Genomic DNA, 13,284 nt, shown 5'->3' with positions numbered 1-13,284 from the left:
TCAGCTCTCCACGAAGACGGCGAACAGGCCGAGCGGCAGCGGCACGTCCAGCACTAGATCGAACAGGCCAAAGAGCAGCACGCCCATCAGCAGGCCGCTGATGGCGCACGGCAGCAGGCGGCCGGTGAACAGCAGGCCCAGGGCGAAGGTCGCCAGGGCGGTGCTGAGGACGAAGCCCAGGGCCTCGAACAGCAGGGCATAGGCCAGCAGGGCCAGCACGCACAGCAGCGTGCGTTTGACGCTGGGCAGGTGCAGCCGGAGCTGCGTGGCGCCGGGCTTGAACAGCAGCCACAGGCTGCCGGCGGCCATCAGACCGAGCAGCAGCAGGGGGTAGGCGCGCGGGCCGACCGGGTCGTAGGAGAAGGGCGCCTGGAAGCCCCAGGCGAGAACTGCGAGTCCGGCGCAGAGCAGCAGCCAGACCGCGGAAAACAGGCGGACATACATAGCGGATTACCTTGAGAGGTGGCGTCGTAGGAAGGGGCGAGCGCAGCGATACCCATCAACGGGGCGGCGCGAGGGGTATCGCGATGCTCAACCCATCCTACGAATGGCGGCGTGGCCGCTTATTGAACCAGGCCGAACTCGCCGGCCAGCGCCTTGTACTCCTCGACCTGCTTGAGCACGAAGGCATTGAGTTCGTCGCCGGTCATGGCCAGCGGCAGCAGGTCGCGCTGTTCGCGCAGCGTGGCGAAGTCCTCGCTGGCCAGCATCGCGTCGAACTGCTGCTTCCACCAGCCGTACTGCTCGTCGCTGACCTCGGGGCCGACGTAGAAGCCGCGGATCACCGGCCAGCTGATGTCATAGCCCTGCTCCTTGGCGGTGGGGATGGCGGCCAGCTTGCCCGGCAGGCGCTCGTCGGCCAGCACCGCGAGGATGCGCACCTTGTTCGCCGCCAGCTGCGGGGTGACTTCGCCGAGGCCGCTGCTGGTCACCTGCACGTGGCCGCCGAGCATGGCGGTGAGGGTCTCGCCGCCGCCCTCGAAGGCCACGTAGCGCAGGTTCTTCGGGTCGATGCCGGCGGCGCGGGCGATCAGCGCGGTCTGCATCCAGTCCTGGCCGCCGATGGTCGCGCCGGCGCCGAAGACGATGCTCGCCGGGTCCTTCTTCAGGGCGTCGACCAGGTCATTCAGGGTCTGGTACGGCGAGTCGGCGCGCACGGTGATGGCGCCGTAGTCGGTGCCGACCGCGGCCAGCCAGCGCACCGCGTGCTCGTCGTAGCGGCCGAACTTGCCCTGGGCCAGGTTGAGCAAGGATCCGCTGGAGAAGGCGACTATGGTGCCCGGGTCATCGGCGCGCTGGGCGACCACCGCGTTGTAGGCCACCGCGCCGACACCGCCGGGCATGTAGGTGACGCGCATCGGCGCCTTGAGCAGGCCGCCGTCCTTGAGGCCGCTCTGGGCCAGCTTGCAGGTCAGGTCGAAGCCGCCGCCGGGCTTGGCCGGGGCGATGCACTCGGGGCGCTTGGGTTCGCCGGCCAGCAGTTGGCCGCTGAAGGCCAGGCAGGCGGTGGCCAGGGCCAGTGTGCTGAAGACAGTTTTCATGGGCGTTACCTCTCGATTGTTATTGTGGATTACAGGATCGGCAGGGTGTAGCCGACGACCACGCGGTACTCGTCGGAGTCGCGGGCGAAGTCGGAGCGGAAATTCGCGTTACGCAGGCGCACGTAGAGGTTCTTGGCCGGGCCGCTCTGCACCACGTACTTGACCTCGAAGTTGTGTTCCCACTCGCTGCCGCGCGCGTCGCTGCCGATGATTCGCGCGTCAGTGCCCTTGATATAGCGAGCGACGAAGTTCAGACCGGGCAGGCCGAGGGCGGCGAAGTTGTAGTCGTAGCGGGCCGACCAGGATTTTTCGTCCGGGTTGGCGTAGTCGTTGGCGGAGTCGTTGACCAGGTAGGGGTCGCTGCCCTCGATGTAGGCATAGCCGGTGTCGCCGCTCATGTCCTGATAGGCCAGGCTCAGCTTGTGTCCGCTGTGGGCGTAGCTGAGCACGCCGTTCAGTGCGCGGTTGTCGATTTCGCCGGCCTTGGCCGCGCCGCTGTCGTCGCTGAGCATCAGGCGCAGGTCGGCGGCCGCGGTGCCGCCGCCCAGGGGGTAGCTGGCCAGCAGGTTGAAGAAGTTCTGCCGGTAGATGTCGTCCAGCTCGGCATGGAAGTAGCGGCCCTTGAGGTTCTGGTTGAACTGGTAGTCGAGACCGAGCAGGTCCAGGTGGTCAGCCGTCACGCCGCCGGGGAAGCGCTTGTTCCTGTTGTTGAGCAGCATCTCCTCGGAGTTGCTCGAGGCGCGGTCGATGGCCTTGTCCAGATGCCCGCCGGTGAAGGTCAGGCCCTTCAGCTCGGAGGAGGTCAGCAGGCCGCCCTCGAACACCTGGGGCAGCAGGCGGCTGTCGCTGGCCTTGACCACCGGCAGGTCGGGCACGTGGGTGCCGTAGCGCAGCTCGGTGGCGGATACCTTGACCTTGGCGGTCAGGCCCAGGCGGCTGAACTCGTCCGGGGCCCCGCCGTCGTCCTGCTTCGGCAGCAGGCCGGTGCCGGTGCGGCTGGCACTGGAATCCAGCTTGACGCCGAGCATGCCCAGGGCGTCGAGGCCGAAGCCGACGCTGCCCTCGGTGTAACCGGACTTGATGCCGAGGATAAAGCCCTGGCCCCACTCCTCGCGCTTGTTCTGGCCGTCGCCTTCGCGGAAGTCTCGGTTCAGGTAGATATTGGTGGTGGACAGGCTGGCGCTGCTGTCGTCGATGAAGGCGGCCTGTGCAGCAGGGGCGAGCAGGGCCGTGCTGATGGCCAGGCTGAGCAGGTGAGCAGGCGACAATGCCTGGCGTGATGCGTTGGGCATCCGGTGGTCTCCACTATTATTTTTGTAGCGGCTGCACACCACTGTGCAGGCCGTTTGGGCAGGTGGGTCGAGCCACCTGAAGCCGATGCTAGAGACTCAAGCTTTCGCCAAGCTTTCATGGCCGAAAGTTTTCCCAGGTTGTCCGCGGCGGGGTGTTCGGTGCTTCACGGCAGAGGCGGCAGGGGTACACTTCCGCCCTCTGATGAGGTGAGCAGCGGCAGTGAGCCGGTTTGGAGGTGGCGGTGCGGATATTGCTGGTCGAAGACCATCCACAGCTGGCTGCCAGCGTGGCCCAGGCGCTGAAGGCGGCCGGCTGGACGGTGGATCTGCTGCACGACGGGGTGGCCGCGGACCTGGCCCTGGCCGGCGAGGACTACGCCCTGGCGGTTCTCGATATCGGTCTGCCGCGGCTGGACGGCTTCGAGGTGCTGGCGCGCTTGCGCGACCGTGGCCAGACCCTGCCGGTGCTGATGCTGACCGCCCGCGGCGAGGTCAAGGACCGGGTCCACGGGCTCAACCTGGGCGCCGACGACTACCTGGCCAAGCCCTTCGAGCTGAGCGAGCTGGAGGCGCGGGTCAAGGCCCTGCTGCGCCGCAGCGTACTTGGCGGCGAACAGCAGCAGCGTTGCGGCGAGCTGCTCTACGACCTCGGCACCCGGCGCTTCAGCCTGCGCGGCGAGCCGCTGAGCCTGACCTCCCGCGAGCAGGCGGTGCTGGAGGCGATGATCGCCCGCCCCGGCCGGGTGATGAGCAAGGAGCAGCTGGCGGCCCAGGTGTTCGGCCTGGACGAGGAGGCCAGCAGCGATGCGATGGAGATCTACGTGCACCGCCTGCGCAAGAAGCTCGAGGGCAGCGGCGTGCGCATCGTCACCTTCCGCGGCCTGGGTTACTTGTTGGAGGCTGTCGGTGGCTGAGGGCCGGAGGCCGGCGGTGACTGAGCCGGCCAGCTTGCGCGGGCGGCTGCTGCGCCGTCTGGCGCTGCTGCTGGCGCTGATCCTGCTGCTCAGCAGCCTGAGCGCCTACTGGAGCGCGAGGAGCGCCGCCGATACCGCCTACGACCGGACCCTGCTGGCCTCGGCGCGAGCCATCGCCGACGGCCTGTACAGCGATGACGGCCGGCTCAAGGCCAACGTGCCCTATGTGGCCCTGGACACCTTCGCCTACGACAGCGCCGGGCGCATCTACTACCAGGTGCTGGACCCGGGCGGCGCGCTGATCTCCGGTTACCAGGGCCTGCCTGCACCGCCCTCGGGCACCCGCCGCACCGATGACTACCCGGCCCTGGCGCGCTTCTACGACGGCCAGTTTCGCGATCAGGGCGTGCGCCTGGTCAGCCTGTTGCAGCCGGTCAGCGAACCGCAGCTCAACGGCATCGCCGAGATCCGCGTGGCCGAGACCCAGGGCGCCCGCGAGCGCATGGCCCGGGAGCTGCTGCTCGGCACTCTGTGGCGCATGGGCGCGCTGTCGCTCAGTGCGCTGCTGCTGGTGTGGCTGGCGGTGAGCGCCGCGTTGCGCCCGCTGGAGAGCCTGCGCCGCGCGGTGGCCGAGCGCAGCAGCGATGACCTGCGACCCTTGCCCGACGACGCGTTGCCGCGGGAGCTGCGTCCGCTGGTGAGCGCCCTGAACCAGTTCAACGAGCGCCTGCGCGGTCTGTTCGAGCGCCAGTCGCAGTTCATCGCCGAGGCCGCCCACGAGTTGCGCACGCCCTTGGCGGCGCTCAAGGCGCGGGTCGAGCTGGGCCTGCGCGCGCAGCAGCCGCAGGAATGGCGCGGCACCCTGGAAGAGGCCGCGCAGAACACCGAGCGCCTGACCCAGCTGGCCAACCAGTTGCTCTCCCTGGCGCGCATCGAGAGCGGCGCCCGGGCGATCGCCGAGGGCGGCGCGCAGCGCCTGGACCTCGGCCAGCTGGCGCGCGAACTGGGCCTGGCCCTGGCGCCCCTGGCCCATGCCCGCGGCATCGCCCTGGCCCTGGAGGCCGAGGTGCCGGTGTGGCTGCTGGGCGAGCCGAGCCTGCTCAGCGAGCTGCTGTGCAATCTGGTCGACAATGCCCTGGCCCATACCCCGGCTGGCGGCAGCGTGACCCTGCGGGTGCTGGCGCCCGGCGTGCTGGAGGTGGAGGACGACGGGCCCGGGATTCCCGTCGAGGAGCACGACAAGGTCTTCCAGCGTTTCTACCGGCGCGGTGCCCAGGGCGGCGGTGCCGGCCTCGGACTGGCCATAGTCGGCGAGATCTGCCGGGCCCACCAGGCCAGGATCAGCCTGCACCAGGCGCAGCCGCACGGTCTCCTGGTAAGGGTGGAGTTTGCCCAGGAGGCGAGTTGAGCTAGGGAGTCAGGCCCAGTGGCTGCTGGGCGTCCAGCAGCCACTGGGCTACCTTGCCGCTCTCGTGCAGGCGCGCCAGGCCGTTGTTGAAGCGCGCCATCAACTCGGCGTTAGCGGCGATCCGGCGCGACAGCAGTAGATGCAGGCTGTGGCTGCTCAGCGGCCGGGGATGGAAGCTCAGCTGCAGCCGTTCGGCGCTCGTGAAGCGTTGGGCCAGCAGGCTCGAGGCGACCGTTCTGGCGAGGGGAAACAGATCAATTCTCCCCGCCAGCAATTGGCGCAGAGCCACTTCGTCGCTGATGATGCGCTGGACATTCAGTTGCCCGCTCAGTTCGGCCCGTTCGAAGGCCTCGCCGTAATAATAGCCGCGGGTGGCGCCGATCCGCAGGCCTTGGAGGTCGAGCAGGGTCTGCCAGGTGAGCTCGACGGACTTGCGATGAAAGAGATGGGTCTGGGTCTCAAGCACCGGGTCGCTTATGTAAAACAGGCGCTCGCGCTCGGCGTTGCGGCGCCACAGCCCGGTGCCGGCGCGCCGCCCCTGGCTGGCCAGTTGCATGGCGCGTGCCCAGGGCAGGAACTCCCACTGCACCTCGATGCCTTCGAGGGCGAAGGCCTCCGTGACGATCTGCGAGGCGACGCCTTGCTGTGGCAGCTCCGTGCCGTGGAAAGGCGGCCACTCGCCGCTGGTCAGGCGTAGCGGCTGTGCCGCGACCACGCCGGTGCCCAGGAGCAAGGAGAGCAGCAGCACCACAACGCGCATATGGTCGATTCCTTAACCGAGTGACTCCAAGTCTGGTGGCCGATAGCGCGCCACGCCGCCTTCATCTCACTGCAGCATGCTCATGGCCGCGTCCATGGCGGCGGAGAGGTCCTCGTCCTCCTGCATGTCGACGTTCGGGTCGAGGCCGAGCTTGGCGAATGCCGGGATCTGCCCCCAGTCCAGCTGGGTATAGGGGTGCTGGCTGCCCAGGTAGCTCTGCAGGGTGGCGACCTGGACGATGTCGACGTAGTCGGCCTTGGCGCTGTCGCGGCCGAAGTTCAGGTGCTGGCTGGGCACCATGGCGATCAGTTCGGGGAATTCCCAGGCGCGCAGGATCCGGTCGCCGATGATCGGATGGATCTTTTCGATCACATGGTTGAGGCTGATCGAGTCGGCCAGCAGTTCGCTGTGGTCCTCGGCGTAGGTGAGGATCGGCAGTACGCCGATCTGGTGCACCAGGCCGGCGAGGGTCGCCTGGTCCGGCATCAGGCGGGTGTAGTGGCGGCACAGCACGTGGCAGATGCCGGCGATCTCGGTGCTCTTGTTCCACACCTCGCGCATCTTGCGGTCGACCACGTCGCTGGTGGCCTGGAACATCTGCTCCATGGCCAGGCCGGTGGCCAGGTTGCTGGTGTAGTTGATGCCCAGGCGGCCCACCGCCATCTGCAGGTCGGTGATTTCCCTGTGGGTGCGCAGCAGCGGGCTGTTGACCACCTTGATGATGCGCGCGGTCAACGCCGCGTCGTTGCCGATCACCTTGCTCAGCTCCGGAATACCGATGTTCGGGTCTTCGGCGGCTTCGCGCACCTTCAGGGCGACTTCCGGCAGGGTGGGCAGCACCAGTTCATCGTTGTCGATGGCCTGCAGCAGTTCTTCTTGGACTTTCTCGGCGAGCTTGCTCATGCGCGGTTCTCTTCGCAGTCGGATGGCGTGGAAGGGGTTCAGCGCTGGATTTCGCGGTCGGCGTCCAGGCTATAGGGCAGGTCGAGCAGGTGCAGTGGCGGGCCTTCCGGGGCCCCCAGGTGGATGCGCCCGTCCTTTATGGCGTCCTCCTGCAGCACGGCGAGCAACTCGATGCCTTCGCCGCTCCGGGCGGCCAGGACCACTTCGCCCACCCCCGAGCCGTGTACGGGGGAGAATAGCTCGACCGCTGGCTCCGGCAGTTGCCGGTCATCCAGGGCCAGGCGGTACAGGCGGCGCTTGAGCTTGCCCAGGTACTGCATGCGCGCGACGATCTCCTGGCCGGTATAGCAGCCTTTCTTGAAGCTGACCGCGCCCAGGGCCTGCAGGTTGAGCATCTGCGGGATGAACAGTTCGCGGGTGGCGCCCAGTACCTGGCCGATGCCGGCGCGGATCTGGCCCAGCAGCCAGTCGTTCAGCGGCGCCTCGTGCAGCTGGGCGGCCAGGCGGGCGCGCAGGGTCGGCGCCTCGCTGGCCGGTGCCCAGAGTTCGCTGCGGCCATCGCCCAGGCGCAGCGCCAGCAGGTTGTGGGCACGGGCCACGCAATCGGCCTCCTGGGCCAGGTCCAGGCCCAGGCTGACCAGCGCGCCGTCGCCGCCGCTCAGGCCGAAGCGCACCCAGGCATCGCCTTCATCGGCGAGCTTGGACTTGGAGAACACTGCATATTTCTGCAGGTCGGCCAGTTGCGCCGCGACCAGCTCGCCGGCCATCGCCAGGAGATAGCCGTCCGCCACGCTGACAATGCGGAAGCTCGACAGCATGCGGCCCTTGGGGGTGCAGCGGGCACCGAGGCTGCTGCGGGTCTCGCTCAGGTAGTTGAGGTTGCAGGTCAGCTGGCCCTGGAGGAACTTGCTGGCATCGGGGCCGCGAACGGCAAGGATGCCTTCGTGGCTGAGGGTGCAGAAAAATGCGGTTTCGGCCATGGGGAGGGGGAGGTCGCTGAGTGAAAAGTTAGGGGCGACATCATAGAGTGCCGCCGGAGCCTTGTCAGCGGCTGAGCGCACAGCCGCCGAACGGGGCGCGGCCAAGGTCAACAGCCCGGTCTTTCGCCGTTATACTGCCGGGCTGAATCAATGCCGGGCAATTTCAAGGAACCCTTTCATGGTCGACTCGACTGAACTCAATCGCCTGTTCTGGCACAGCCGTCGCGGCATGCTGGAGCTGGACGTACTGCTGGTGCCCTTCGTCAAGGAGGTCTATGCCGACCTCGACGCCGAGGACCAGGCGCGCTATCGCAAGTTGCTCGAGTGCGAGGATCAGGACATGTTCGGCTGGTTCATGCAGCGCGGCGAACCCGAGGATGCCGACCTCAAGCGCATGGTTCGCATGATCCTGGACCGTGTCCAGCCCCGGTGAGGTCTTCGAGTGCCGCTGGCGGTCCTCGCGGCTGCTGTTGCTGTGCTATGGGCTGAGCCAGGCGCTGGCGCTGCTCGGCCTGCTATGGGTCGAGCTGCCGCCCTGGGGCTATGTGCTGGCAGGCGGCCTGTGCCTGGGGCATGCGGCCTGGGTAGTGCCGCGGCACATCCTGCTGAGCTCGCCCCGGGCATTCGGCGCGCTGCGTCACGATGCCGGCGGCTGGCAGCTGTGGAGCAGCGCAAGGGGATGGCAGGCGATCCAGCTGCGCCCCGACAGCCTGGCCCTGCCCTGGGTCGTGGTGCTGCGCTTTCGCCTGGCGAACGAGCGCTGGGTGCGTGGTCTGTGCATCCCGCGCGATGCGCTGCCCCGCGACAGCCATAGGCGCCTGCGGGTGCGGCTGAAGTTCAGTCGCCGTAGGTGGGCGGCGCCAGAATAGTGTCCCTGGCCTCGGCCAGCTGCTCGGGGTAGTCCAGGGTGTAGTGCAGGCCGCGGCTCTCGTGGCGCTGCATGGCCGAGCGGATCATCAGCTCGGCCACCTGGGCCAGGTTCCTCAGCTCGATCAGATCGCGGCTGACCTTGTAGTTGCTGTAGAACTCGTCGATCTCGTCGAGCAGCAGGCGCACTCGGTGCTGGGCCCGCTGCAGGCGCTTGTTGGTGCGCACGATGCCGACGTAGTCCCACATGAAGCGCCGCAGTTCATCCCAGTTGTGCGCGATGATCACGTCCTCGTCCGAGTCGGTCACCTGGCTGGCGTCCCAGCATGGCAGGTCCGCGGGCATGGGCACCTGGTCCAGCGCCTGGGCGATGTGGCTGGCGGCGGCGCGGGCGTAGACGAAGCACTCGAGCAGCGAGTTGCTGGCCATGCGGTTGGCGCCGTGCAGGCCGGTGAAGCTGGTCTCGCCGATGGCGTAGAGCCCCGGTACGTCGGTCTGGCCGTGGTGGTCGACGACCACGCCGCCGCAGGTGTAGTGCGCCGCGGGAACCACGGGGATCGGCTCGCGGGTGATGTCGATGCCGAAGTCCAGGCAGCGCTCATAGACGGTCGGGAAGTGCGCCTTGATGAACTCCGCCGGCTTGTGACTGATGTCCAGGTACACGCAGTCTGCGCCCAGGCGCTTCATCTCGTGGTCGATGGCGCGGGCGACGATGTCGCGCGGCGCCAGCTCGCCGCGACGATCGAAGCGTGGCATGAAGCGCTGGCCGTTGGGCAGCTTGAGCAGGGCGCCCTCGCCGCGCAGGGCCTCGGTCACCAGGAAGCTCTTGGCCTGGGGGTGGTACAGGCAGGTCGGGTGGAACTGGTTGAACTCCAGGTTGCCGACCCGGCAGCCGGCGCGCCAGGCCATGGCGATGCCGTCGCCGCAGGCGCCGTCCGGGTTGCTGGTATAGAGGTAGACCTTGGCCGCGCCGCCGGTGGCGAGCACGACGAAGCGGGCGCCGTAGGTGTCGACCTGGCCGCTGGCACGGTTGAGCACATAGGCGCCGAGGCAGCGCTGGCCGTCGAGGTCGAGCTTGCGCTCGGTGATCAGGTCGACTGCCACCCGCTGTTCCAGCAGCTCGATATTGGCCTGCTGCCTGGCCCGCTCCAGCAGGGTGTTGAAGATTGCCGCGCCGGTGGCGTCGGCGGCATGGATGATGCGCCTGTGGCTGTGGCCACCCTCGCGGGTCAGGTGGAACTCGAAGCCGCGGTCTTCGCTGGCGGTGTGCTCGTCGCGGGTGAAGGGCACGCCCTGGTCGATCAGCCACTGGATGGCGGCGCGGCTATGCTCCACGGTAAAGCGCACGGCCTCTTCGCGGCACAGGCCGGCGCCGGCGTTGAGGGTGTCCTCGACATGGGATTCGACCGTGTCGCTGTCATCCAGCACCGCCGCCACGCCACCCTGGGCCCAGTAGGTGGAGCCGTTGGACAGGCTGCCCTTGCTCAGTACGGCGATGCGCAGGTGCCTGGGCAGGGTCAGGGCGAGAGTCAGGCCGGCTGCGCCGCTGCCGATGACTAGAACGTCGTGCTGGTAGTGTTGGCTCATGTGCGGATTCCACGAAAAAGCGCCCCTAGTATATAGAGGGGGTGGTCGGCACAATAGCGCGCCTGCGACAGGCTGTGGCGCGTGGGAACTTTCTTGTCGTTCCGAGTTCCATTAACGGTCGCCACAGGTGGGTTTCGTCCATCCGGCATGGCGCCTGGCATCCCTGATAGCGGGGGCGTCGGTCGCGTGAGTGGGTGACCTAAGATTATTCGCGCGGCGAGGCGCAGACCTCTGTCGCGCTATTCCGTGCCGCGCCGAAGGGTTTTGCCGGAAGCTTGTTTGAAGGGGGGAGAACTTTTGCGCAACGCCCGAGTCTATTTTGGCAAGCCGAGTTACCGGCAGGCGCTGCACTCCTTCGGGTTTGACGAGGAGTGTTCATGCTAACCCAGGAAGAGGATCAGCAACTGGTCGAGCGCGTGCAGCGCGGAGACAAGCGGGCATTCGATCTGCTGGTGCTGAAGTATCAGCACAAGATTCTCGGGTTGATCGTGCGTTTCGTACACGACAGTCATGAGGCCCAGGATGTGGCGCAGGAAGCGTTCGTCAAGGCCTACCGGGCGTTGGGTAATTTCCGTGGCGAGAGTGCCTTCTATACCTGGTTGTATCGGATCGCCATCAATACGGCGAAAAACCATCTGGTGTCGCGGGGACGGCGGCCGCCAGACAGTGATGTAAGTGCTGAGGACGCGGAGTTCTACGACGGCGACCATGCCCTCAAGGACATCGAATCGCCGGAGCGGCTCATGCTGCGGGACGAGATCGAGGCCACCGTGCACCGCAGCATTCAGCAGTTGCCAGAAGATTTGCGTACGGCCCTAACCTTGCGTGAATTCGATGGTCTCAGTTACGAGGACATTGCCAGCGTCATGCAGTGTCCGGTGGGTACCGTGCGATCGCGAATCTTCCGAGCGCGCGAGGCCATAGACAAGTCCCTGCAACCCTTGTTGCAGGAAGCCTAAGACAGCGGCGACAGCCAAGAGAGGAACCGCCATGAGTCGAGAAGCCCTGCAGGAATCGCTGTCCGCGGTGATGGATAACGAAGCGGATGAACTGGAATTGCGCCGTGTACTCGGTGCGAGCAACGATGCGGAGTTGCGCGCGACCTGGTCGCGCTATCAGATCGCCCGTGCGGTGATGCACAAGGAGCTGCTGGAGCCGAAACTGGATATCGCGGCTGCGGTTTCCGCGGCCCTGGCTGACGAGGCGCTGCCGGTGGCGGAGAAGGCGGCTCGTGGTCCCTGGCGCTCGATCGGTCGCCTGGCGGTGGCGGCCTCGGTGACCGTTGCCGTCTTGGCCGGCGTGCGTCTGTACAACCAGGACGAGATCGGCGCTGCACAGCTGGCGCAGCAAGCCGCCCAGCCGGCCCTGCTCGGTCCGCAGGTCCAGGCCCAAGGGCCGGCCATGCTGGCGGGTTTCAGCACGGCCAACGAGCAGGCCGGCACGGCCGCGGCTGCTGGCGATGCCGAGGCTGGCTGGCATGAGCAGCGCCTGCCGGCTTATCTGCGCCAGCATGCCCAGCAGGCGGCCATGAGTGGCGGCGAGGGGGCATTGCCCTACGCGCGCGCCGCCAGCCTGGAAAGCCGTTAAGGAGGCGCATGCGCTTTATTCCTCTCTCTCTTTTCCTGTGCGGTGGCTGGGCGATGTCCGCCTTCGCTGCCGAGGACGCGCAAGATTGGTTGCAGCGCCTGGCCGAGGCGGAGCGCAGTCAAAGTTTTCAGGGGACTTTCGTATACGAGCGCAACGGCAGCTTCTCGACCCATGGCATCTGGCAGAGGGTCGAGGACGGTGACGTGCGCGAGCGCCTGCTGCAGCTGGACGGCCCCGCCCAGGAGGTCTTGCGGGTAAACGGGCGTGCCCAGTGCGTGAGCGGCACCCTGGCCGATCAGGTGGTGGGTGCCCAGGCCTGGCCGGCGCGTGAAATCGATGTCGAGCAGCTGGAGCAGTGGTACGAACTGCGGATGATGGGGGCGTCCCGTGTTGCGGGCCGGGCCGCGGTGGTGCTGGCGCTGGTACCGCGTGACCAGCATCGCTATGGGGTCGAGCTGCACCTGGACCGCGAGAGCGGCTTGCCGCTGAAAACCCTGCTGCTCAATGACAAGGGGCAGTTGCTCGAGCGCTTTCAGTTCACCCGCCTGGATATCTCCACGCCTCCCGACGCCGCCGCATTGCGGCCCAGTACGGACTGCCAGCCGGTACGCCTGAGCGAGGCGGTGGCCAATGGCGCCGGCGCCTGGCGGGCGGACTGGTTGCCCCCGGGGTTCACCCTGAGTACCGTTAGCCGACGCCGCAGCCCGGTGTCGGACGAGGCCGTTGCGTGCCTTATGTACGACGATGGCGTGGCCCGCTTCAGTGTGTTTCTGGAGCCGCTGCAGGGCGCCGCGGTCGGGGATGCGCGTAGCCAGCTCGGCCCCACCGTCGCGGTGTCCCGGCGCATGGCGACGAGCGATGGCGACGTGATGGTCACTGTGGTCGGCGAGATCCCCCTCGGTACGGCGGAACGGGTGGCGTTGTCGATGCGCTCCGAGCACGCGCAGGTCGTGCAGTGATCGAGGAGTCGGGCAGGGTCGTCGCGGTCGAGGCCGGTGCCGTCTGGGTCGAGACGCTGCGTAAGAGTACCTGTTCCAGTTGCTCGATGAGTGCCGGCTGCGGTCAGGGGGTGCTCGATCGGCTCGGGGTCGGTGGGCGCCGCGGTCATGTCCGGGCGTTGTCCGACCTGTCCCTGAGCGTGGGGGACGCCGTGGTGATCGGCGTGCGCGAGGATTTGCTGGTGCGCGGTTCGCTGTTGGTCTATCTGGTGCCGCTCATGGGCTTGTTTGCCGCGGCGCTGGCCGCCGAGCGCCTGGCCTTGAGCGAGCCTGTCGTGGTGTTGTGCGCCTTGGCCGGGCTGGCCCTGGCTGCGCTGGGCGTGCGCTGGCGCAGTGCCCGCACCGCCGGTGACCCGGCGCTGCAGCCGGTGGTGCTGCGTGCGTTGATCGCGGGTGATGTGCCCGTGTCGTGAGTTTTTTTGTTTGGTCTGGATGGGGAGCTGTATG

General features: G+C 67.5%; 15 protein-coding genes. 8 read left to right on the top strand and 7 right to left on the bottom strand.

Annotation, left to right across the window (positions count from 1 at the left end; translation table 11 throughout):
* From I0D00_RS06200 to I0D00_RS06190, 3 genes are all read right to left on the bottom strand, one after another.
* The gene (locus I0D00_RS06200) at positions 1-444 is read right to left on the bottom strand and encodes a tripartite tricarboxylate transporter TctB family protein (protein WP_213638879.1); all 444 of its coding nucleotides are present in this window, start codon (positions 442-444) and stop codon (positions 1-3) included.
* A gap of 119 nt (positions 445-563) precedes the next feature.
* Complete coding sequence (locus I0D00_RS06195) at positions 564-1,541, bottom strand: Bug family tripartite tricarboxylate transporter substrate binding protein (protein WP_213638878.1); 978 nt, start codon at positions 1,539-1,541, stop codon at positions 564-566.
* A gap of 29 nt (positions 1,542-1,570) precedes the next feature.
* Complete coding sequence (locus tag I0D00_RS06190; protein ID WP_213638877.1) at positions 1,571-2,833, bottom strand: OprD family porin; 1,263 nt, start codon at positions 2,831-2,833, stop codon at positions 1,571-1,573.
* Positions 2,834-3,075: 242 nt separating this feature from the next.
* On the opposite strand from I0D00_RS06190, the gene I0D00_RS06185 reads away from it, so the two are divergent.
* Both I0D00_RS06185 and I0D00_RS06180 read left to right on the top strand, forming a co-directional pair.
* Entirely contained in the window at positions 3,076-3,747 is a 672-nt protein-coding gene (locus tag I0D00_RS06185; RefSeq protein ID WP_213638876.1) for a response regulator, read from the top strand.
* Positions 3,748-3,763: 16 nt separating this feature from the next.
* Positions 3,764-5,155: a sensor histidine kinase gene (locus I0D00_RS06180; protein ID WP_213638875.1), complete on the top strand. Its 1,392-nt coding sequence runs from the start codon at positions 3,764-3,766 to the stop codon at positions 5,153-5,155.
* Position 5,156: 1 nt separating this feature from the next.
* Here the strand turns inward: I0D00_RS06180 and I0D00_RS06175 are convergent, their stop codons facing one another.
* The 3 genes from I0D00_RS06175 to ygfZ all read right to left on the bottom strand — a co-directional run bounded on the left by I0D00_RS06175 (position 5,157) and on the right by ygfZ (position 7,798).
* Positions 5,157-5,915, bottom strand: coding sequence for a substrate-binding periplasmic protein (locus tag I0D00_RS06175; protein ID WP_213638874.1), 759 nt, complete (start codon positions 5,913-5,915; stop codon positions 5,157-5,159).
* 66 nt (positions 5,916-5,981) lie between these two features.
* A complete protein-coding gene (locus tag I0D00_RS06170) occupies positions 5,982-6,818 on the bottom strand; it encodes an HDOD domain-containing protein (protein WP_213638873.1) in 837 nt (278 codons plus the stop codon).
* A 38-nt stretch (positions 6,819-6,856) separates the two neighbouring features.
* Positions 6,857-7,798 (bottom strand): CAF17-like 4Fe-4S cluster assembly/insertion protein YgfZ, encoded by a 942-nt coding sequence (ygfZ, locus tag I0D00_RS06165; protein ID WP_213638872.1) that lies wholly within the window; start codon positions 7,796-7,798, stop codon positions 6,857-6,859.
* A 178-nt stretch (positions 7,799-7,976) separates the two neighbouring features.
* Between ygfZ and I0D00_RS06160 the strand changes: the two genes are divergently transcribed.
* Positions 7,977-8,231, top strand: coding sequence for an FAD assembly factor SdhE (locus I0D00_RS06160; RefSeq protein ID WP_213638871.1), 255 nt, complete (start codon positions 7,977-7,979; stop codon positions 8,229-8,231).
* Positions 8,215-8,667 carry a protein YgfX gene (locus I0D00_RS06155; RefSeq protein ID WP_213638870.1) on the top strand — a complete coding sequence of 151 codons (453 nt, stop codon included), beginning with the start codon at positions 8,215-8,217 and terminating at the stop codon, positions 8,665-8,667. Before I0D00_RS06160 ends, I0D00_RS06155 begins: the two co-directional genes overlap by 17 nt.
* On the opposite strand, the gene nadB is transcribed toward I0D00_RS06155, so the two are convergent.
* On the bottom strand, positions 8,636-10,252 hold the full coding sequence (gene nadB, locus I0D00_RS06150) for an L-aspartate oxidase (RefSeq protein WP_213638869.1): 1,617 nt from the start codon (positions 10,250-10,252) through the stop codon (positions 8,636-8,638). The two genes, I0D00_RS06155 and nadB, sit on opposite strands and share 32 nt — an antisense overlap.
* 377 nt (positions 10,253-10,629) lie before the next feature.
* On the opposite strand from nadB, the gene rpoE reads away from it, so the two are divergent.
* Genes rpoE through I0D00_RS06130 form a run of 4 tightly spaced genes read left to right on the top strand, consistent with a single transcriptional unit; the run spans position 10,630 to position 13,250 of the window.
* Entirely contained in the window at positions 10,630-11,211 is a 582-nt protein-coding gene (gene rpoE / locus I0D00_RS06145; protein ID WP_213638868.1) for an RNA polymerase sigma factor RpoE/AlgU, read from the top strand.
* A gap of 31 nt (positions 11,212-11,242) precedes the next feature.
* On the top strand, positions 11,243-11,839 hold the full coding sequence (locus I0D00_RS06140) for an RseA family anti-sigma factor (RefSeq protein ID WP_213638867.1): 597 nt from the start codon (positions 11,243-11,245) through the stop codon (positions 11,837-11,839).
* Positions 11,840-11,847: 8 nt separating this feature from the next.
* A complete protein-coding gene (locus tag I0D00_RS06135; protein ID WP_213638866.1) occupies positions 11,848-12,798 on the top strand; it encodes a MucB/RseB C-terminal domain-containing protein in 951 nt (316 codons plus the stop codon).
* Entirely contained in the window at positions 12,795-13,250 is a 456-nt protein-coding gene (locus I0D00_RS06130; RefSeq protein ID WP_213638865.1) for a SoxR reducing system RseC family protein, read from the top strand. The genes I0D00_RS06135 and I0D00_RS06130 overlap by 4 nt, the downstream gene beginning before the upstream one ends.
* Positions 13,251-13,284 lie beyond the last annotated feature (34 nt).

Source organism: Pseudomonas lalucatii, assembly GCF_018398425.1.
Classification (GTDB): domain Bacteria; phylum Pseudomonadota; class Gammaproteobacteria; order Pseudomonadales; family Pseudomonadaceae; genus Aquipseudomonas; species Aquipseudomonas lalucatii.
This window is presented reverse-complemented; position numbering and strand designations above follow the sequence as displayed.

Excerpts from the sequence above, each read along its gene's own strand:
- I0D00_RS06200 (WP_213638879.1), bottom strand. The coding sequence starts at position 444 with ATGTATGTCCGCCTGTTTTCCGCGGTCTGGCTGCTGCTCTGCGCCGGA.
- I0D00_RS06195 (WP_213638878.1), bottom strand. The coding sequence starts at position 1,541 with ATGAAAACTGTCTTCAGCACACTGGCCCTGGCCACCGCCTGCCTGGCC.
- I0D00_RS06190 (WP_213638877.1), bottom strand. The coding sequence starts at position 2,833 with ATGCCCAACGCATCACGCCAGGCATTGTCGCCTGCTCACCTGCTCAGC.
- I0D00_RS06175 (WP_213638874.1), bottom strand. The coding sequence starts at position 5,915 with ATGCGCGTTGTGGTGCTGCTGCTCTCCTTGCTCCTGGGCACCGGCGTG.
- I0D00_RS06170 (WP_213638873.1), bottom strand. The coding sequence starts at position 6,818 with ATGAGCAAGCTCGCCGAGAAAGTCCAAGAAGAACTGCTGCAGGCCATC.
- ygfZ (WP_213638872.1), bottom strand. The coding sequence starts at position 7,798 with ATGGCCGAAACCGCATTTTTCTGCACCCTCAGCCACGAAGGCATCCTT.
- I0D00_RS06160 (WP_213638871.1), top strand. The coding sequence starts at position 7,977 with ATGGTCGACTCGACTGAACTCAATCGCCTGTTCTGGCACAGCCGTCGC.
- nadB (WP_213638869.1), bottom strand. The coding sequence starts at position 10,252 with ATGAGCCAACACTACCAGCACGACGTTCTAGTCATCGGCAGCGGCGCA.
- rpoE (WP_213638868.1), top strand. The coding sequence starts at position 10,630 with ATGCTAACCCAGGAAGAGGATCAGCAACTGGTCGAGCGCGTGCAGCGC.
- I0D00_RS06140 (WP_213638867.1), top strand. The coding sequence starts at position 11,243 with ATGAGTCGAGAAGCCCTGCAGGAATCGCTGTCCGCGGTGATGGATAAC.
- I0D00_RS06135 (WP_213638866.1), top strand. The coding sequence starts at position 11,848 with ATGCGCTTTATTCCTCTCTCTCTTTTCCTGTGCGGTGGCTGGGCGATG.